We start from the raw sequence: 18,230 nt of genomic DNA, 5'->3' as shown, positions 1-18,230 counted from the left end.
CGTCCAGTTGCCCGCCCAGTCTGGACGCCGCGCGCCACCGGCGGGTCACCCCACGCCCGGCACCATGCCCTGCGTGCACAGCCGGACGGCTTCCGATTCCGGATTCACGAGACCTGACCTCCGCCGGCCGGGCGGGCGGGCAGGGCTACGGGCATGACCAGCGTCGTGAAGCTGCCCTGGTCGGCCGAGCGGACCAGGACCGGCCGGGCGGGCGCCAAGGAGATCTCCAGCAGGACGTCCGGCCCGACGGCCGCTTCCAGGGCCGGTGCCAGCGCCGCCGGGTCGAAGCCGATCCGCACCGGCTCCGCTTCCTCGCGTACGGCGGCCAGCCGGGCGGCGCAGGTGCCGGTGTCCGGCCGGGACACGAGCAGCCTGTCGCGGCCCAGTTCGACCGCGACGGCCGGGACGGCGTCGCCGCACGTGTCGAGGGCGGCGATCAGCGCGGCCCGGTCCACGACCACCCGGTGGGCGGGACCGTCGAGGGCAGCCAGCATCTCCCGGTACGCGGGGAACGCGCCATCGGCCGCGACCACCTCGCGGGAGCCGCCCGGATGCCGGACCGTGAGCGGGATCCGGGCCCCCTCGGGGCCGGCGGTCACCGTCACCTCGGCGGCCCGGGCCGCCCAAGTCCCCAGCGCGACCAAGGCGTCCGCCTCGATCAGGAACCGGCCCGGCGGCCCGCTCAGGGCCGAGGGCCGCAGCGTACGCAGGGCGAACCGGTAGCGGTCGGTGGCCACGAAGCGGACCTCGTCCTCCTCGAACTCCACCAGCACACAGCCCAGGACCGGATGTCCGGGATCCCGCCCGGCGGCCGGCGCCACCTGCCGGGCCGCGCTCGCCAACTCGGCTCCGCCGAGCGTGAACTCGGTGACCGCCGGGCCGCCGGGCAGCCCGCCCAGCACCGCCCCGATCGCCGCGTCGGCGGCCCGCCCGCGCTCCCGGACCGCGGCCCGGTGCCGCTCCAGCACCTCCCGGGCCCCCTCGGGCGGCCCGTCGAGTACGGCGACCACGTCGGCCAGCGCCAGCCCGGCGGCGCGCAGATCGCGCAGCAGCGCGGCCCGCGGCTCCTGCGCGGCGGTGTAGTGGCGGTACCCGGTCGCCGCGTCCACGTGGGCGGGCAGCAGCACGCGGCAGTCGTCGTAGAAGCGCAGGGCGCTGGGTGCGAGTCCGACCCTGCGGGCGAACGCGCTGATGGTCATCAGGTCGGGCGAGGTGTCGCCGGTATCGTCCATGACGCGATTGTCGACTTTCATCCCGCTTGAAGGTCAACTCACGGCCGCCGCAGCGGCCTGCCGCCCGACCTGCAGAGCCCCTGGGGCGTGTCGTCAAGGTCCCGTCGGGCCGGCGACGCCACTTGACGACAATCCCTAGCTTTCGGCTGCCGCCGTCGTGCGCGGCTTCGTCTGCTGCACAGCCCAGCCGTTGCCGTCGGGGTCGGAGAAGTAGACGAACGAGCCCCACGGCATGTCCTGGATCTCCGTCACCTCGATGCCCCGGCCGCGCAGGTCCTCGTACGCCTCCTCGATGTCGGTGACGACGACCTGCATGTTGTCCAGCGAGCCCGGGGCCATCCGGGTGAGGCCCTTGCCCAGGGCGATCGAGCAGGCCGACCCCGGCGGGGTCAGCTGCACGAAGCGAACGTCCTCGCTCACGGTGACGTCGTGATCGGCATGGAAGCCGACCCGCTCGTAGAAGGCCTTGGCCCGGTCGACGTCGGTGACGGGGACGGCGACCAGCTCCAGCTTGATGTCCATCGGTGCTCCACGTGCTCCACGGTCGGTGGTCGGCGGCGGCCCGCCGCATGAGGGCCTCCCGGCATCATGCTCCAGCAGCCGGTACGGCGCCGCCCGGCGCGGCATCCGCCGCCGCGAACTGGGTCCGGTACAGCTCCTCGTACCGCCCGCCAGCGGCCAACAGCTCCGGGTGCGTCCCGCGCTCCACGATCCGGCCGTCCTCGACCACCAGGATCAGGTCGGCCGCCTGTACGGTCGAGAGCCGGTGCGCGATGACCACCGCGGTCCGGCCCGCCAGGGCCTCGCCCAGGGCCTCCTGCACCGCCGCCTCCGAGGTGGAGTCCAGGTGCGCCGTGGCCTCGTCCAGGATCACCACCCGCTGCCGGGCCAGCAGCAGCCGCGCGATGGTCAGCCGCTGCCGCTCACCGCCCGAGAGGCGGTAACCGCGCTCGCCGACCACCGTGTCCAGGCCGTCCGGGAGCGAGGCGACCAGCCCGTCCAGCCGCGAGCGCCGCAGCGCCTCCCAGATCTCCTCCTCGCCCGCACCCGGCCGGGCCAGCAGCAGGTTGGCCCGCACCGACTCGTGGAACAGGTGCCCGTCCTGGGTGACCATGCCGAGCGTCTCCCTGATGGAGTCGGCCGTGAGGTCCCGTACGTCGACCCCGCCCAGGCGGACGGCGCCCGCATCGGCGTCGTACAGCCGCGGCAGCAGCTGTGCGATGGTCGACTTGCCGGCGCCGGACGAGCCGACCAGGGCGATCATCTGCCCGGGCTCGGCGCGGAACGACACCTCGTGCAGGACCTGCGTACCGCCGCGGGCGTCGAGGACCGCGACCTCCTCCAGCGAGGCGAGCGAGACCTTGTCGGGGGAGGGGTAGCCGAAGGAGACCCGGTCGAACTCCACGGCCACCGGCCCGTCCGGCACCCGGCGGGCGTCCGGCTTCTGGGCGATCAGCGGCTTCAGGTCGAGGATCTCGAAGACCCGCTCGAAGCTCACCAGGGCGCTCATCACCTCGACGCGGGCCCCGGCGAGCGAGGTCAGCGGGGCGTACAGCCGGGTCAGGAGCAGGGCGAGGGCGACGACGTTCCCGGCGTCCAGGGTCCCGCGCAGGGCGTAGTACCCGCCGAGCCCGTAGACGAGCGCGAGCGCGAGGGCCGAGACCAGGGTGAGCGCGGTGATGAACGCCGACTGGGCCATCGCCGTACGGATCCCGATGTCCCGTACGCGCGCCGCCCGCGCCGCGAACTCCGCGGACTCGTCGGCGGGCCGCCCGAACAGTTTGACGAGGGTGGCACCCGGCGCGGAGAAACGCTCCGTCATCTGCGTGCCCATCGCGGCGTTCAGCGTCGACGCCTCCCGCTGCATGGCGGCCATCCGTGTCCCCATCCGGCGTGCCGGCAGCACGAACACGGGCAGCAGGACGAGGGCCAGCAGGGTGATCTGCCAGGAGATGCTCAGCATCACGGCCAGCGTCAGCAGCAGGGTCACCGTGTTGGCGACCACCCCGGACAGGGTGTTGCTGAACGCCCGCTGGGCGCCGATCACATCGTTGTTGAGCCGGCTGACCAGCGCCCCGGTCCGGGTCCGGGTGAAGAAGGCCACCGGCATCCGCTGCACGTGGTCGAAGACGGCCGTCCGCAGATCCAGGATCAGCCCCTCCCCGAGCGTGGCCGACAGCTTGCGGGTGAGCAGCCCGAGCCCCGCCTCCGCGACCGCGATCACCGCGATGAGCAGGGCGAGCCGGGTGACCGCCCCGCTGTCCCGGCCGTCCACGATGGCGGTGACCACCCGACTGGCGAGGACCGGAGTGGCCACCGCGAGCAGCGCGGTCACCACGCTGAGCAGCAGGAACAGGGTGAGCCCGCGGCGGTGCGGGCGGGCGAATGCGGCGACCCGGCGCAGGCTCGCCCGGGAGAGCGGGCGCCGGTCCTGCTGGGCGTTCATCGCGCTGTGCAGCGATGTCCAGGCGGTGACTTCCATGTCCATGGTGGGAACGCTAGGACCTCAACCAAACTTGAGGTCAACCTTTTGGCCGGATCGGTACCGAACTCCCGCTCGTACGAGGGATGTTCACGTCTCCTCCCTGCTGTCGGCGGCGGGTGCCATCATCGGGGGATGACGCAGGGATCGACGCAGGAACCAGGGTCCGATCGCTCCGGTCGGACGACCGCCGACACCGTCCTGCACCTGTTCGAGCTACAGGCGCGGGACACCCCGCAGGCATACGCCCTCATCGCCGGCGTGCACAGCCTCACGTACGGGCAACTGGACGTCCGCGCCAACCAGTTGGCACACCACCTCATAGCCGACGGACTGCCGCCCGGCGCCGTCGTGGCCATCGGGACCGCCCGCCGGACCGAGATCGTCGTCGCCCTCCTCGCCGTCCTCAAGGCCGGCGGGGCCTACGCCGTCATCGACGTAGAGGTTCCGCTCACCGGGCAGCGGCAACTCGCCGCCCTCACTCCGTACGTCCTGCTCACCGACGCCGCGCACCATGCCCGGCTCGACGACGGCAGCGGGCTGCGGGTGATCCGCCTCGGCGCGGAGGCGGCCGAGACGGCCGGCCGGCCCACCGAAGCGCCGGAGCGGCCCGAGCCCGGCGCGACGGCCGCCGTCCTGTTCACCGGAGCGACGGTGCCGCGTGCCGTGCCCGTCGGCCACGTCCGGCTGCTCGCCGCCCACGAGGGCTGGGCCGAGGTCATCCGGCCGGTCCCCGTGGACCGCCACCTGATCACCCACGGCCCCGACCTCACCCCGTTCGCGGCCGGTTGGACCCGGGCCCTGTGCTCGGGCGGCGCCCTCGTCGTGCCCGAGCGCACGCCCTGGACGCCCGAGGGGATCCGCCGGGCGATCGAGACCGAGCAGGTCAGCGTGGTGCACACCGACCCGGCGGGTGCGACCCGGCTGCTCATACGCGACGCCTCGACCGCTGCCGGATCCGGCGGGGGATCTGCGGGCGGCGCGCGCAGCCGCCGCGACGGCGACCCGGCCCTGCGGTCGCTGCGACTGGTCACGGTCACCGGGGACCGGCTCTTCCTCGACGAGCAGGCCGCCTTGCAGGCCAGGCTCCGCGCCGGCGCCCGGCTGCTCAACGTCTACGGACCCACCGAGACCGCGGGCGTCGGCGCCTGGTTCGAACTGCCGCAGCTGCCCCGCCCGTTGGACGACCCCGAGCAGATCGCCCTGATCGGCACCCCCTTCCCCGGCTGCCGCGTGGACCTCCGCGACGGGGAGATCAGCCTCACCCCGCCCGACGGCGGCGATGCGATCCCCACCGGCGACCGCGCGGGAATCCGCCCGGACGGGCTGCTGGAGTTCCGCGGCCGCACCCGGGACCGGATCACCGTGGCCGGTGCGGTGCTCCACCCGCACGCCGTCGAATCCGTCATCCGGAGCCACCCGGACGTCGGCGCCGCGCTCGTGGCCCAGGTCCTGGACGGCGACGGCACGGGCCGGCTGGTCGCCTACGTGGCTCCGCCCGCCGACGCGCACTCCTGGCCCCCGGGCACCGACCTGCCGGAGAGCGGCCGGCTCGGTGCCCACCTCGCCGGGAAGGTGCTCCCGACGCGGACCCCGAGCGCCGTGGTCCGGCTGCGCACCCTGCCCCGCAACCGCGCGGGCCAGGAGGACCGGGAGGCCGTGGCGAAGCCCGTGCTCGCGGTGAAGCCGGGCCAGGGGAGCGCCGCGCCGGGCGCCGGAAAATACGCGGCCGCCGGCCGCGGCACCCTCCCGACACCGCTCGGCCTCATCGGCTGCGGCCTCCCGCTGCTGGTCGCCGCCGGCCTGGTCTTCTTCGTCCTCTCGAAGATCTTCTGGCCGGGCTCGACCGACCTGAGCGGTGTGCCACACCCATGGGCGTTCCTCTTCTTCGTGCTCTACCTGTTCGAGGGAGCCGCCTTCGCCGCCGGGTTGCTGTTCCTGATCGGGGGACGGGCGTGGATGGTGCGGCACGGCCGAGGCCAGGGCCGCGGGCTCACCACGGCGGCGCACCTGGCGGTGGTCTACCTGCTCGTCGCCTGGTGGCCGCAGGACAACTTCTACCGGCTCGCGGCCAAGCAGGACTGGCCGCTCCAGGCCGCCCTCGTCTACGCCTTCAACATCCCCCTGATGATCGCGGCCGGCATCGCCGCCGCCTACGTCACCGTGAAGCCGCCGTCGCCCTTCGACTTCGACGACGAGGACGATTGAGCCGGCTCCGACGTCGTCGGCGGCTCCGGCGGCTCCGACGGATCTGAAGCCCCGGACCGCTGGCCTTCGGTGAAGGCCGCCCCGACGGCGAGCGCCTCCGCCCGTACCACTGCCTCGGCCGCGTCCAGCACCTCCCTGCTGTGCGCGGCCACGAACACGCCCAGCCAGGGCGCAGGCTCGAAGGCTCCGGTCGGGATCGCCGGGAGGAACACCGCCCCGAGCTCCGTGCAGCGCCGGGCCAGCGTCTCGCACAGCTCGTCGAGCGGGGCCTCGGGCAGCCTGGCCCCCAGCTCCACCCGGTCCATGATCCGTACGAGATGGCCCGCGCCCCGCAGCGCGTCGAGCCGGGCCGCCACCATGAAGGCCACGGACGGCCCGGTGAGGCGCAGGTTCGTCTCGGTCGGCGCCAGCCGCCCCGCTCCGTCGGCGACGAAGTCCACGTCGAACCAGCCCCGGTAGCCGGCGGCCGCCAGCTCCCGGCCCACCGCCTCCCCGAAGGCGAGCAGCGGTTTCTCCGCCCATGCGGGCACCACCCCGGGGCCCGCCGTGGCGCCGCGGTACCCCGTGCCCGCGACGTCCATCACCGCGCCGCCGACCTCGTGCACCCGGCCAGCCCCGTCCACGAACCCGTCGTACGTCAGGTCGCGCGGTGCGCCGGGCTCCGTCGGGCCGGCCACGTACTCCTCCACCAGCAGCGGCCCACGCGGCAGAGCGCGCAGCACCGCGCGGGCGCCGCCCGCCGCCCGGACCCGGCCGGGTGTCACCACGGTGGTGCCCGAGCCGCCGACACCGTGCTCCGATTTGAGAACGGTGCTCTCGCCCGCCTCGGCCCGGGCGGCCAGCAGCCGGGCCGCCGCCCGCCGGCTGGCGGCCCGCCACTGGGCGGGGAGCACGATCCGGGAATGCCCGCCGCCCGCCAGGATCCGCGCGAACAGGCCGTGCGCCGCCGCCTTCGACTCGTACCGCAGCTCGCGCGGCCGCCACGGCCTTCCGGTCAGCCGTGCGAACGCCTCCGTCCGGCCCCACGGTACGAGGGGCAGCCCGGCCGCGGTCAGCCGCCCGGCCAGCGCAGGGCGGGCCCGTACGGCATCCGACAGCCCGGCATCAGCCGGCAGCCCGGGACCCCCGTCCGCCAGGCCGTCGTAGACTTCCACCCCCTCCCACTCCAGGAGGCGTCCGACCCGCTCGATCCAGCCCCGCGGCACCGCCGCGGGCAGCACCAGCGCCCCCGGCCACGGGCTGTAGAACGCGGCCAGGCAGGCGTAGTGGTGTGCGGCCCGCTGTTCGCGGTCCAGGGAGGCATCGGCGAACTGGGCGTTGTACTCGGCGACATTGCCCACGTGCACGGCCGGTCCGCCGCCGGTCCAGGCCTGCGCCCAGTCGGCGAGCGGCGCGGGCGCCGCCTCGAACCGCACCAGGCCGGCGGGCACGTCGTCGTCGCCCGGCCGGCAGGACGTCGGAGAAGTCAGCGCGCCCATCGCCCGGTAGAACCCCGCCGCATGCGGATCGGCGTCGATCAGCAGCCTGCGGAACCCCAGTGCGGCAGCCCGGCGCAGCGCATCCCGGTACAGCCGCCGTCCCACGCCCCGCCCGACGGCGTCCGGCTCCACGAACAGCAGCCCCAGCCGGGCCACCGGCGCCGCGCCCTCCAGGGAGGCGACACCCAGCACCCGCCCGCCGGAGGTGTCTTCGGCCACCACGATCCGGCGGTCCGCCACCTCCCCGGCCCGGATCCGCAGTTCGTGCGCGCAGGAGGCCAGGAACTCCGCGTCGTACCCCCAGTACGCCTTGGAACGCAGCACCAGCGCGGTGAGCGCCTCCGCCTCACCGGCCCCCGCCGCTCTGAGCTTTACCATTCCCTGACCTCCCCATGGTCTGCCGCAAGACGGTGCGATAGATTCGGCCACCCTGACGGCCGGTGCGCGGCAGGTACGGCAGGACCTTCCTACCCCCACGGAGAACGGCTTCTCAATGAGCGACATCATCAACGGACTTGGCCGTACCAGCGCCTTCGGTGCCCTCGGCCTGGTGCTGCTGATCCTCGGCATCGTCCTGGTGGACGTGCTGACGCCCGGGAAGCTGCCCAAGCAGATCTGGGAGGAGCGCAACCGGAACGCGGCCGTCATGCTGAGCTCCGCGCTCATCGGCGTCGGCGGGATCGTGTTCACCTCGATCTGGACCACGTACGACGACTTCGGCAAGGGCCTGCTGTCCACCGCCGCCTTCGGCCTGCTCGGCCTGATCCTGATGGGTGTGGCCTTCCTGGTGCTGGACTGGGTGACCCCCGGCAAGCTCGGCGCCATAGTCGTCGACCCGGAGCCGCACCCGGCGGTCTGGGTCACGGCCTGCTGCAACCTGGCGGTGGCCGCCATTGTCGCGGCCTCGATCGCCTGACCTGTTTCCCGTCCACGCCGAGAGCGCCGCTCCCTGAGGGGAGCGGCGCTCTCGGCACTGTTGGCCACCGGGTCGCCTACGTGGCCACGGTCGGGGCCGGCGACGGGGGACCACACGGAGCGGCGACGCAGATCCATACGGGTTCCCTGTACGGGTTCGTCACTCCGGTGTTCTCATGGCGGTCGGTCTTGCCGGGGCGGAGCTTGCCCAGGTCCGGCTTGACCACATCACCCTTGCCCTGGCCGTCCTGGGCGTCGGGCTTGACGACGATCCTGCCCTCGTCACTGTCCTCGGGAACGACCAGGAGGAGGGTGGAGTTGTTGTCGTTGTGCGCGGGATTGGGGCCGGGTTCGCCCTGGGCTACGACGGTGTGCGGCGTCGCCGGAGTGGCGGCGAAGGCCCCGGTGGGCAACAGCACGGCGCCTGCAGCCGCGGCGGTCGAGGCGGCGAAGACGAACATGCGTCGCATCCGGAAAGGGTGCGTCATGGGAATTCTCCTTGAGTGAGTGGGCCGATGCGGGTGGGCCACTTCACTACGTGAGCCCATGTCCAGTAAGGCCCCGCCCTCGCGTCGAGTCATGCCCCTGCATCACGTGGCTTGACGGACGGCAACGGTCTTGGTACTTCCCCGTACTCACACAGCCCCGCGCCCGAGTGTCAGGCCAGGCCCAGCGCGAACACCGCGAACCCGGCCGCCAGCAGTCCCGTGAGCGTCCGCCGGACCACCGTGGCCCGCTTCCACGGCTCCTCGAACCGGCGCGCGTAGCGGGCGATGCCCACCAGCAGCGCCGCGAACACCGGTATCCACGCCACCCGCGCCGCGATCCACCCCAGGCTGTCCGGCGCCGTCGTCAGACCCGCCAGCTCCCCCACGAAGGAACCGGGCACGGCCGCAGCCAGCATGGCCGTCTGGTGCCAGCACAGGATCGTCATCGCGCACAGGTTGATCACGACCACGGGCGCCCACAGAGCCGGCCGGGCGAGCAGCTTCGCCAGCCGGCCCCGCAGCAGCATCGCCGCCCCCGACTGCGCCGCGGCCAGGGCCAGCACCAGCAGCGACGGCGGGTGCGAGTTGGTCCGCGCCTCGCCCGGTACGCCGACCATCGACGCCGGGTAGTGGAACAGCGTCAGCAGCGCCGCGAACAGCACGGTCCCGCCCGCCAGCAGCAGCCAGGCCCCGCGCCGCCCGATCCGCCCTTCACCCCAGGAGACGCCGAGCTGGTACGCGAACAGCCAGCCCGGCAGGATGTTCACCACGGCCAGCCAGGAGGGCACGGAGTCGGCGAGCGGCCCGTAGCGCAGGAAGTCCACCACCGCGACCGAGGCGAGCAGCGGGGCCGCCGCCCAGCCGCCGAGCCGGTGGGCCGCCCGTACGCAGTACGGGGTCAGCGCGGTGACCACCACGTACACCCCGACGAACCACAGCGGCTGGATCACCAGGGTGGCCCCCGTCCGCAGCGTTGCCTCCGGCACCCCCGCCGCGTACAGCACCGGCGCGGCCAGCGCCCACGCCGCCGTGACCCCGAGCACCGGCCGCCCCAGCCGGGCGATCCGGCCCTTCAGCCAGGCCCCGGCGGACCCCGTGCGGCGGTGGTAGGAGAGCGCCGATGCATAGCCGCCGACCAGGAAGAAGATGCCCAGCATCTGGAGCACCCAGCCGGCCGGCGCGAGAGCGCCGAACGCGGACAGCGGGCTGGCATTGTGCAGGGCGCCCTCCGCGTCGAGGGTGAATCCGCCGAGCAGCCAGTGCCCGGTCGGCACGGCAAGCAGGGCGAGGGCGCGCAGCCCGTCGACGGCCCGGTCGCGGTGGGCGGGCGTCTGCCGCTCGATCCGGTCGGCCGTCCCCTTGAGCAGGGTCAGGGTGCTCATCGGGCCTCTCCCCTCGCGATCGCGGCGAAGGCCGCCAGGGACTGGGTGCCGGGTACGAGATAGCCGGTGTGGCCCTGTACGTCGGCGGCGGGCACCTTGCGGGCGCCGAAGGCGGCGGAGGCCGGATCGGCGCCGTGGCCGATCCCGGCGAGCTGCACGTTCGGCACGTCGGCGATCCAGTCGGAGGGCCCCCGGGCCGCCCAGACGCGTGCCCCGGTGTGCAGGCCGGCCGCGTTGTCGGCGCGCATGCCCGGGGAGCCGAACACGACGATGTCGGTGGCGTCCGTGTGCCGGGCGGCAAGGCCCCCCACCACCGAGCCGTAGCTGTGGCAGAACAGCACCGGGTCGGGCGCACCGACCGCGTCGAGCCCTGCCGTGAACCGGGCCAGCCGGTCCGCGCCCGCCTTCGCGAGCCGCCCGGAGGCCGCGTCCAGGCCGACCCCGACGGGGGTGGTGTAGCCGGTCCATGCCACCACCGCGGTGCTCTCGCCTGCCGCGGCGTGCAGCGACCGGGCCATCCCGGCCGGACCGGTGTTCGGCGCGCGCCTCGCGTCGTACGTGGTGGCGTCACTGTCGGAACCCGGCACGATCACCGATACGTGCGCGGCCCGCTCCAGATCCCCGAAGACCTCGACGACCTGGCCGCGCCCGCGCGGGTCGAACGCGAGGATCTGCCGCCCCTGCGAGGCGAGCGAGGCGTAGCGCGCCTCGCCGGTCGCGAGGACGGCCAGCCGGTTGGCCTCGTACCTGAGGGTGACCGGGGCGCCGTCGAGGTTGCCGACCACCAGCGGGTGGTGCCGTACGAGCTCCCGGCGCTCGGCGTCGTCCAGCCCGGCGAAGAACCGGGCCACGTCCTGCGGCGAGGCGCTCGCGGGATCGGGGAGCGAGCGGCCGGACGCGGTGTCGGCCCGCCAGGCGGCGGTGCCGGGCGGCGGTCCGGTGACCGCGTGCTGGCTGTCGCCGGAGGCCCATCCCGCGGTCCCCCCGACCACGGCCACGGCCAGTGCGGCCGTGACCAGGGTCCTTCCGAAGCGGCGCATGCCCCTTCTCCTCTCCTCGTGACGAGGAGAAAGTAGGAAGGAGGTGTCAGGCCGGGCGTCGGACCGTGGAGCCAAGTCGGATGTCATACCCCGGTAGGGGGTGGAGGAGATGCGCCGCGCCAGGCCGGGGCAGACGGGCAGGCGTCAGTCGGAGTCGCCCGGCCGGACCAGCCCCGCCTCGTACGCGAAGATCACGGCCTGCGCCCGGTCCCGCAGGTCCAGCTTGGCCAGCACTCGCCCGATGTGCGTCTTCACCGTCTGCTCCGCCAGCACCAGGTGCCCGGCGATCTCCTGGTTCGACAGTCCGCGCGCGATGAGCTCCAGTACCTCGGTCTCCCGCGGGGTCAGCCCGTTCAGCCGCAGCGCCGGGTCCTTGCGCGGGGCCGGCCGCTGCTGGACGAAGTCCGCGATCAGCCGCCGCGTCACCGAGGGCGCCAGCAGCGCCTCGCCCGACGCGACCACCCGCACCGCCGCGATCAGATCGGCCGGCGGCGCGTCCTTCAGCAGGAACCCGGAGGCGCCCGCGCGCAGCGCCTCGTACACGTAGTCGTCGATGTCGAAGGTGGTCAGCATCAGCACTTTCGGCCGGTGGACGACCCCCGGCGGCGGGCTGAGCAGCTCCCGGGCGGCCGTGAGCCCGTCCATCTCCGGCATGCGTACGTCCATCAGCACCACGTCGGGATGCACGGTGCGGGAGACCTGTACCCCCTGCCGCCCGTCGGGGGCCTCGCCCACCACGTCGATGTCGGCCTGCGCCGACAGCAAAGCGGCGAACCCCGCCCGTACCATGGCCTGGTCGTCGACGATGATCACACGGATGGTCAACTGGCGTCCTTGGTCGGGTCGTTCGTCGGGTCGTCCGTCGGGTCGTTCAGGGGCAGGCGGGCCGCAACCCGGAAACCGCCGTCGGGCAGCGGACCGGTGTCCAGCGTCCCGCCCGTCAACCGTACGCGTTCCTGCATGCCGACCAGACCGTGCCCGGTGCCCGAACTCTCCAGTACCACCACGGCATCCCGGGCCGCCGGGCCGTTCACCACGAGCACGAGGACCTCCTCGGCGTCGTGCGTCACCGACACCCGGGTCTCGGCCCCCGGCGCGTGCCGCACCACGTTCGCCAGGGCCTCCTGCACGATCCGGTACGCCGACAGATCCACGGCAGGCGGCGCCGCCTGCGCCGCCCCGGCGGCGAGCGACAACTCCACCGGCTGCCCGGCCCGTACGGTCGCCTCCACCAGCTGCTGGATCCTGCCGATCCCCGGCTGCGGGGCCAGTACGCCCCCGCCGCCGGACGTCCCGTTGCCGCCGTTCCCGCCGTTCGCCCGGTCACTGCGCAGCACCGTCAGCAGCCGCCGCATCTCGCCCAGCGACTCGCGCGCACTCGCCGCGATCGCCGCGAACTCCTCCTGCACCGGCTCCGGCATGCCGGGCAGCCGGTACGGCGCGGAATCCGCCTGCACGGTGATCACCGACATGTGGTGCGCGACCACGTCGTGCAGCTCGCGGGCGATCCGCGCCCGCTCCTCGAGCAGGGTCCGCCGGGCCCGCTCGGCCTCGCTGATGCTCTCCTGCTCGGCGATCCGCTGCTGGGCGTCGCCGATCCCGCGCAGCGCCCCGGTCACGGCGAGGAAGGCTCCGCTCAGCACGAAGAGAAGGGCGGCCGTCGTGGTCACCTCGAGGTCGTAGAACCCCAGCGCCACCCCGACGGCGCCCGTCACCAGCCACACCCCGACCAGCGTCCGGATGGACTCGCGCAGCCCCAGGCAGACCATCAGCAGCAGGTAGCCGACGATGCTCATCGGGGTCCACGGCCAGGCGTGCCCGGCCACGTTGTCGGCGGAGGCCAGCACCATCGCCCCGACCGTGTCCGCGAGCAGGACCAGGACCCACGCGGGCACCGGCCGGGTCACGGCCAGCAGCAGCGGCACGGTCTGGGCCACGCCCAGCGCCCCCGCCCAGCCACCGCCCGCCTTGTAGTCGTCGGTCAGCACGGCGATGGTCACCGGCAGCAGCGACACCACGAAGACGCCGACGACGGCGTACGGCAGCATCCGCTGCCAGGCCTTCGGCGCCTGCGCGAACAGGGGTTCTGCCGCCCGGGCGGGCGTGCGCAGCACCACTGTGAACCGCATCGGCGCCCGGGCCGCCTTCGCGGGGGCCGGCGTACGGGGACGGGCTTCGTCGCGATCGCTCATGATCGGACCAGCCTAGGGGCTGTCCGGGCGGGCACGGGTAGGCTGCTCGCGGTCGATCACAGGGGGAGCCGGTACGCATGGGCACGGCAGCCGCACTCGAGAAGCTCGTGCCGGTACTGCTGGCCTTCGGCGGCGGCGTACTGCTCGCCCGCCGCAAGACCGTCCCGGCCGAGGCCTCCAAGGCCTTCGCCGACTACGCCTTCCTCTTCGCCGTCCCGTGCTACCTCTTCGGCAACATCTACGCCAGCGACCTCGGCGCCCTCTTCAACTGGCGGGCCATCGGCGCCTACGCCGCGGCTGCCGCCCTCGCGGTGCTCGCCATCGCCTTCGCCTCGGGCGCCCACGGCGTACGGGAGCCCCGCGACGTGGCGCTGCGCGTGATGGCCGGAGTCCAGGTGAACACGGCCTACTTCGCCGTCCCGGTGTTCATCACCCTCTTCGGGACGGCCGCGCCGATCTTCCCCGTCCTGCTGTTCCAGGTCTGCGTGCTGTCCCTCGTCGTCATCTCCATCATGGAGCTGGGCCGCGCCGGCCCGGCCTCGGGCGGTCCGGGGCAGCGGCTCGTCCGGGCCGTCGGCGCCTCGCTCTCGACCCCGCTGGTGCTGGCCTGCAATGCCGGGATCGTGCTCAACCTGCTCTCGGTGCACGTCCCGAAGGTGGTCCTGGACGGGGCCGCCTTCGTCGGCGACAGCGCCTCGCCGATCGCCCTGTTCGCCCTCGGGCTCCACCTCGGCGGCCTCGGGCTGGACATCCGGGGCACCGGCCGTGAGGAACTGGCCCTCATCGCCTTCAAGTGCCTCGGCTTCCCGCTGCTGGCCTGGGCGGTCTGCGGGCTGCTGTTCGGCGTACGGGGCGAGTGGCTGACGTACCTCGTCCTGATCGCCGCGATGCCGACCCCGCAGAACCTCTTCGTCTTCGCCCAGCGGTACGACGTCGGCGTGGACCTCTCCGCCTCGCTGGTGATCAAGAGTTCGGTGGTTTCCCTGCTGCTGCTCCCGGTCTGGCTGCAGACTGTGGCCTCATGACTGCACCGACGCGAACCGCCACCGCCACCGCCGCCGTCACGGGCTTCGGGCTCCTGGCCGCCTGGGCCGTGCACGACCTGGAGGAGGTGGCGACGATGGGGCGTTGGTCCCGTACCCGGGTCCCCGTACTGCGCGAGCGCCACCCCCGGGTCCCCGACCGGATCTGGGACCGGCTGGGCAGCACGGACGGCCGGGAGTTCGCGCGCGCCGTCGGGGTCATGGGCCTCGTGGTGGCCGCGGCGGCCGCGGACGGGTACCGCACCGGTGGCCGGTCCGCCTTCTACCAGACGAGCCTGAACGGCTTCGGCCTGCACGGCCTCGTCCACCTCGCGCAGGCGGCCGCCACCCGCGGCTACACCCCGGGCGCAGCCACCTCGCCGCTCGTGGTGGTCCCCTTCACCCTCTGGGCGCGGGGCCGGCTGCGGCGCGCCGGGGTGCTGCGGCCCGCGCGGGCGCGCGACGCGGTTCAGGGACTGGCCCTGGCCGCGGCGGCCACCGCGGGGGCGCACGCCGTGGCCCGGCGCCTCGGGTGACCCGCGAGCTGTGAACCGGCGGGCGGCCGGTCGTTCCCCGCGGGGGCTTCGGTCGTTGACCCGGCATGGAGCTGCTGCCGACCATCGCGGCGCCGGGCGTCGGTGAACGGGCCGACGCCGCGGCCGATGCCGCCTGCCACCTCTACGACGCCGTCGCCCCCTGGAGCTCCGCCGAGCCCGGCGGGTGGAGCCGTACGGCGGCGGAGGACGCCGCCGAGACCATCGAGACCACCGCGCACGCACTCGCGTACGCCCATCCACGCGCCGAGGTCATCCTGGCGCCGGTGCACGCCGCCCTCGCCGACCTGCGGCGCCGGCTCGGGCTCCCGCCCTCCGACCAGCTGACCGCCGACGGGCTCCCGGCGACCCCGCGCACGGTGGGGAACCCGCGGCGCACCCGCCGGGTGCGGGTGCTCACGCCGCCTTTGCCCCGGCAACCGCCTGCTCGTACAACTTCTTGATCTCCGGGCCGAAGTAGGAGCTGTACGAGGTGTCGGCGGTGTCCCCGCCCGTCTTCCAGCCGCCGATGACCCCGACGACGTCCCCGGTCTCGGTCACCTTGTCGTAGTTCTTCAGGAAGGGGCCGCCGCTGGTCCCGCCGGGGTACCCGGTGCAGTCGATGCGCAGGAACGATCCGGGGATGCCCGCATCCTTGCTCGTGAACTTGGTCGTACTGTTCACGCACAGCCGCGGGCGTGCGGCCGATGCCGGATAGCCGATCAGCGACACCTTCGCGTGCTCGTAACCGGCGCCGGTGACCAGGCGGTTCCCGCCGACCACGTCCTCCACGGGGAACCCGTCCGCATCCGGCCCGACCTGCGCGAAGGCCACGTCGAGGGTGGCCCCCTTGTCGGCGCCCAGGCTCTTGTAGCGCGGGTCGATCCACACCTTCGAACGCCCGTCGGCGGCGCGCTGCACCGGGAACATCCCGTACGGCTGCGGGTTGTCCGCCGTGTACAGCGGTACGAAGGCCACCTGGCGGGCGTCGGTGCCGAGCAGGCAGTGGGCCGCGCTCAGCACCAGGTTGCGGCCGGGGGAGGCGACCACGCTCGCGGTGCAGAAGTACGCGCCGCCGTCCTTCATCACGAACATCCGGCCGACGACCGGGATCCCGTCGAAGTCCTGCCCGGTGCCGGGGTCGGTGGCCGGAGCCGCCGACGCCAGGGTCATGGGGGCCGCGGCCGCCATCCGGTCGGCCGTCCAGAACGTCTCCGCCTCGCGGGCGGACCACCTGCCGGGCGACGGCAGGGCGCTCCCGGCCTCGGCCACCGGCAGCGGCCCGGCGGGCAGCAGCAGGGCTGCCGTCGCCGCCGCCACGGTCAACGTACGTCGCATGTCGAGCTCCTCTAGTGCTGTGGCCGGAAAGGTTTGCCGGGTCGCGGTGTCCGGTGCGGTGCATCGCAGGGCGGAGGGCCGCGACTCGTACTGGACGTACCGTCGCGGTCCGACAACGCGGCGAGGTGCCGTGCCGGGCGCCGTGACACGGTGAACCTTTCCGGCCACAGCACTAGATGGCCTGCGGGAAGCGGAACAGCCGGTCCGGGTCGTAGGTGCGCCGGACCTCCTCGAGGCGGGCGAGGTTCGGCCCGTAGTAGGCCTCGCGCCAGGAGGGCAGTTTCGGGTCGATGTAGTTCTGGTACGCGCGCCCGCTCGCCCAGGGGCGCAGGTCCTGCCACAGCCCGTCGAGCCAGCCCTGGTGCGCGGCCACCTGCGCGGGCGTCGCGGACGCGGGCCGGTAGGCGAGGTACTGGGTCAGGAAGGCGCAGTCCCGGTGCACGAACGCGGTGTCGGCCGCCGCCGTCCGGTTCACCGCCCCGCCGCATTCGCCGCTGAACTGCACGACCCCGAGCCCGCCGGCCGGCACGGACTGCCCGTAGCGGCGTACGGCGGCCAGCACTGCGGCGATGCCCGCGTCGGGCAGCCCGGCGCCGCCCCAGAAGTCGCAGCGCCCGCCGTACGAGTCCCGGCCGATCCGTCCCTCGGGGGTCCGGCCGGGCAGGGTGCCCGGCAGATGGCACTGGGCGGCGCTCCGGTCCTGGCAGCCCGACATGGCCCGCAGCGTCTCCTCGTACGTGCGTACGGCGATCCAGCTGTCCCGGAGCGGTCTGCCGACCAGGTCGGACAGGCGGGTCAGCTCCCGGTCGAGCTCGGCGCGCCCGCCGAAGCACAGGACGCGTACGGCGGGGGCCGGAGCCGGAGTCCCCTCGACGAGGAACTCGACCTGGCTCCAGAAGGGGTCGGGCAGGGCTGCCAGCCAGCGCTGCCAGGCGCGCAGTACGGCGGCGGAATCGGCTTCGGCCCAGTGGAGTTCGGCGTAGGCGCAGTCGGTGGCCGGATGAGTGCGGAAGCGGAACTCGGTGACCACGCCGAAGTTGCCGCCCCCGCCGCCGCGCAGGGCCCAGAACAGCCCCGGGTCATGGGTGGCGTCGACCTCGCGCACGATGCCGTCGGGGGTGACCACGGTGGCGCCGGTGAGGGCGTCGGAGGTGGTCCCGTACGCCCGGGAGGCCAGGCCCAGCCCGCCGCCCAGGGTGAGCCCCGCGATCCCGACGGTGGGGCACAGCCCGGTCGGGATGCCGAGGCGCTGCGCGGCGAGGTGCCGGTTGACGTCGCCGAGCCGGGCCCCGGCGCCGATCCGCACACCTTCCGCCCCGTCGACGGTCAGCCCGGCCATGGCGCCGACGTCGACGACGAGCCCGCCGGCGCAGGTGGACCAGCCGGCGTAGCTGTGGCCGCCGCCGCGCGGCACGACGGGGACGGCGGACCGGCGGGCGAAGTCCAGGCAGACGGCCACGTCGGCGGCGTGCGCGGGGTAGGCCACCGCGCCCGGAGCGACCGTGTCGTACCGGGGCTGGAACAGCTGCCGGGCCTCGGGGTAGTCGGGGTCGCCCGGCAGCACCACCCGCCCGTCGATCCCGTGGGCGAGCGCCGCCCAGTCGGGGCCGCGGGCCGGTGCCGCCGTGACGGCGAAGGCGGCCAGCACGGCTGCGGGCGCGCTGCCCAGCAACTGGCGGCGATGGAGGCTCATCCCTCCTTCCTGCCACCGCCCGGCCCGATCGCAGCGAAGGCGGGCCCACGGCGGCCACGTTGCCCCCCGAACGGCCCACGGCCCTCCGCCCGCCGACAGCCGCCCGTACCAGCGTGCGCGCGCTCGTGCAGGCGCACTTGCGCTTCACGGCCCGGTCGGCGAAGCTGCGCCGCCCGCCCCGCGGATCCTCGCGTGCGGCTGCGCGGCCGTGAATCTCGAGCGGGCCG

General features: G+C 74.2%; 16 protein-coding genes. 5 read left to right on the top strand and 11 right to left on the bottom strand.

Annotation, left to right across the window (positions count from 1 at the left end; translation table 11 throughout):
* Positions 1 to 104: 104 nt before the first annotated feature.
* The 3 genes from OHT74_RS04755 to OHT74_RS04745 all read right to left on the bottom strand — a co-directional run bounded on the left by OHT74_RS04755 (position 105) and on the right by OHT74_RS04745 (position 3,720).
* Positions 105 to 1,232: a DNA polymerase III subunit beta family protein gene (locus tag OHT74_RS04755; protein ID WP_328619450.1), complete on the bottom strand. Its 1,128-nt coding sequence runs from the start codon at positions 1,230 to 1,232 to the stop codon at positions 105 to 107.
* A 135-nt stretch (positions 1,233 to 1,367) separates the two neighbouring features.
* The gene (locus OHT74_RS04750; RefSeq protein WP_266660903.1) at positions 1,368 to 1,754 is read right to left on the bottom strand and encodes a VOC family protein; all 387 of its coding nucleotides are present in this window, start codon (positions 1,752 to 1,754) and stop codon (positions 1,368 to 1,370) included.
* A gap of 64 nt (positions 1,755 to 1,818) precedes the next feature.
* Positions 1,819 to 3,720, bottom strand: a complete 1,902-nt coding sequence (locus tag OHT74_RS04745; protein WP_266998787.1) for an ABC transporter ATP-binding protein — start codon at positions 3,718 to 3,720, stop codon at positions 1,819 to 1,821.
* A gap of 129 nt (positions 3,721 to 3,849) precedes the next feature.
* On the opposite strand from OHT74_RS04745, the gene OHT74_RS04740 reads away from it, so the two are divergent.
* Entirely contained in the window at positions 3,850 to 5,922 is a 2,073-nt protein-coding gene (locus OHT74_RS04740; RefSeq protein WP_328619449.1) for an AMP-binding protein, read from the top strand.
* Here the strand turns inward: OHT74_RS04740 and OHT74_RS04735 are convergent.
* Positions 5,868 to 7,778, bottom strand: coding sequence for a GNAT family N-acetyltransferase (locus OHT74_RS04735; protein WP_328619448.1), 1,911 nt, complete (start codon positions 7,776 to 7,778; stop codon positions 5,868 to 5,870). The genes OHT74_RS04740 and OHT74_RS04735 overlap by 55 nt on opposite strands.
* A 115-nt stretch (positions 7,779 to 7,893) precedes the next feature.
* On the opposite strand from OHT74_RS04735, the gene OHT74_RS04730 reads away from it, so the two are divergent.
* Positions 7,894 to 8,316, top strand: coding sequence for a DUF350 domain-containing protein (locus tag OHT74_RS04730; protein ID WP_266660895.1), 423 nt, complete (start codon positions 7,894 to 7,896; stop codon positions 8,314 to 8,316).
* Positions 8,317 to 8,392: 76 nt separating this feature from the next.
* Here OHT74_RS04730 and OHT74_RS04725 read toward each other — a convergent pair whose 3' ends face one another.
* The 5 genes from OHT74_RS04725 to OHT74_RS04705 all read right to left on the bottom strand — a co-directional run bounded on the left by OHT74_RS04725 (position 8,393) and on the right by OHT74_RS04705 (position 13,417).
* Positions 8,393 to 8,803, bottom strand: a complete 411-nt coding sequence (locus OHT74_RS04725) for a hypothetical protein (protein ID WP_328619447.1) — start codon at positions 8,801 to 8,803, stop codon at positions 8,393 to 8,395.
* 170 nt (positions 8,804 to 8,973) lie between these two features.
* Complete coding sequence (locus OHT74_RS04720) at positions 8,974 to 10,185, bottom strand: acyltransferase family protein (protein WP_328619446.1); 1,212 nt, start codon at positions 10,183 to 10,185, stop codon at positions 8,974 to 8,976.
* Entirely contained in the window at positions 10,182 to 11,225 is a 1,044-nt protein-coding gene (locus OHT74_RS04715; RefSeq protein WP_328619445.1) for an alpha/beta hydrolase, read from the bottom strand. The genes OHT74_RS04720 and OHT74_RS04715 overlap by 4 nt, the downstream gene beginning before the upstream one ends.
* A 144-nt stretch (positions 11,226 to 11,369) precedes the next feature.
* Positions 11,370 to 12,050, bottom strand: a complete 681-nt coding sequence (locus OHT74_RS04710; protein ID WP_266660887.1) for a response regulator — start codon at positions 12,048 to 12,050, stop codon at positions 11,370 to 11,372.
* Positions 12,047 to 13,417: a sensor histidine kinase gene (locus OHT74_RS04705; protein WP_443047276.1), complete on the bottom strand. Its 1,371-nt coding sequence runs from the start codon at positions 13,415 to 13,417 to the stop codon at positions 12,047 to 12,049. Before OHT74_RS04705 ends, OHT74_RS04710 begins: the two co-directional genes overlap by 4 nt.
* A 77-nt stretch (positions 13,418 to 13,494) precedes the next feature.
* On the opposite strand from OHT74_RS04705, the gene OHT74_RS04700 reads away from it, so the two are divergent.
* The 3 genes from OHT74_RS04700 (at position 13,495) to OHT74_RS04690 (ending at position 15,436) form a co-directional block, all read left to right on the top strand.
* On the top strand, positions 13,495 to 14,442 hold the full coding sequence (locus OHT74_RS04700) for an AEC family transporter (protein WP_266660885.1): 948 nt from the start codon (positions 13,495 to 13,497) through the stop codon (positions 14,440 to 14,442).
* Positions 14,439 to 14,975 carry an HXXEE domain-containing protein gene (locus OHT74_RS04695; RefSeq protein ID WP_328619444.1) on the top strand — a complete coding sequence of 179 codons (537 nt, stop codon included), beginning with the start codon at positions 14,439 to 14,441 and terminating at the stop codon, positions 14,973 to 14,975. Before OHT74_RS04700 ends, OHT74_RS04695 begins: the two co-directional genes overlap by 4 nt.
* 65 nt (positions 14,976 to 15,040) lie before the next feature.
* On the top strand, positions 15,041 to 15,436 hold the full coding sequence (locus OHT74_RS04690; RefSeq protein ID WP_328619443.1) for a hypothetical protein: 396 nt from the start codon (positions 15,041 to 15,043) through the stop codon (positions 15,434 to 15,436).
* Here the strand turns inward: OHT74_RS04690 and OHT74_RS04685 are convergent.
* Both OHT74_RS04685 and OHT74_RS04680 read right to left on the bottom strand, forming a co-directional pair.
* Positions 15,390 to 16,310 carry a S1 family peptidase gene (locus OHT74_RS04685; RefSeq protein WP_328619442.1) on the bottom strand — a complete coding sequence of 307 codons (921 nt, stop codon included), beginning with the start codon at positions 16,308 to 16,310 and terminating at the stop codon, positions 15,390 to 15,392. The two genes, OHT74_RS04690 and OHT74_RS04685, sit on opposite strands and share 47 nt — an antisense overlap.
* Before the next feature lie 172 nt (positions 16,311 to 16,482).
* Positions 16,483 to 18,003, bottom strand: coding sequence for an FAD-binding oxidoreductase (locus tag OHT74_RS04680; protein WP_328619441.1), 1,521 nt, complete (start codon positions 18,001 to 18,003; stop codon positions 16,483 to 16,485).
* Positions 18,004 to 18,230 lie beyond the last annotated feature (227 nt).

The organism is Streptomyces sp. NBC_00354, assembly GCF_036106915.1.
In the GTDB taxonomy this organism is placed as follows: Bacteria; Actinomycetota; Actinomycetes; order Streptomycetales; family Streptomycetaceae; genus Streptomyces.
Note: the sequence above shows the minus strand (reverse complement) of the source record. Positions and strands in the feature narration are given on the sequence as shown.

Coding starts and splice junctions, on each gene's coding strand:
- OHT74_RS04720 (WP_328619446.1), bottom strand. CDS start 10,185: ATGAGCACCCTGACCCTGCTCAAGGGGACGGCCGACCGGATCGAGCGG.
- OHT74_RS04725 (WP_328619447.1), bottom strand. CDS start 8,803: ATGACGCACCCTTTCCGGATGCGACGCATGTTCGTCTTCGCCGCCTCG.
- OHT74_RS04755 (WP_328619450.1), bottom strand. CDS start 1,232: ATGGACGATACCGGCGACACCTCGCCCGACCTGATGACCATCAGCGCG.
- OHT74_RS04735 (WP_328619448.1), bottom strand. CDS start 7,778: ATGGTAAAGCTCAGAGCGGCGGGGGCCGGTGAGGCGGAGGCGCTCACC.
- OHT74_RS04715 (WP_328619445.1), bottom strand. CDS start 11,225: ATGCGCCGCTTCGGAAGGACCCTGGTCACGGCCGCACTGGCCGTGGCC.
- OHT74_RS04730 (WP_266660895.1), top strand. CDS start 7,894: ATGAGCGACATCATCAACGGACTTGGCCGTACCAGCGCCTTCGGTGCC.
- OHT74_RS04740 (WP_328619449.1), top strand. CDS start 3,850: ATGACGCAGGGATCGACGCAGGAACCAGGGTCCGATCGCTCCGGTCGG.
- OHT74_RS04705 (WP_443047276.1), bottom strand. CDS start 13,417: ATGAGCGATCGCGACGAAGCCCGTCCCCGTACGCCGGCCCCCGCGAAG.
- OHT74_RS04700 (WP_266660885.1), top strand. CDS start 13,495: ATGGGCACGGCAGCCGCACTCGAGAAGCTCGTGCCGGTACTGCTGGCC.
- OHT74_RS04745 (WP_266998787.1), bottom strand. CDS start 3,720: ATGGACATGGAAGTCACCGCCTGGACATCGCTGCACAGCGCGATGAAC.
- OHT74_RS04750 (WP_266660903.1), bottom strand. CDS start 1,754: ATGGACATCAAGCTGGAGCTGGTCGCCGTCCCCGTCACCGACGTCGAC.
- OHT74_RS04690 (WP_328619443.1), top strand. CDS start 15,041: ATGGAGCTGCTGCCGACCATCGCGGCGCCGGGCGTCGGTGAACGGGCC.
- OHT74_RS04695 (WP_328619444.1), top strand. CDS start 14,439: ATGACTGCACCGACGCGAACCGCCACCGCCACCGCCGCCGTCACGGGC.
- OHT74_RS04685 (WP_328619442.1), bottom strand. CDS start 16,310: ATGCGACGTACGTTGACCGTGGCGGCGGCGACGGCAGCCCTGCTGCTG.
- OHT74_RS04680 (WP_328619441.1), bottom strand. CDS start 18,003: ATGAGCCTCCATCGCCGCCAGTTGCTGGGCAGCGCGCCCGCAGCCGTG.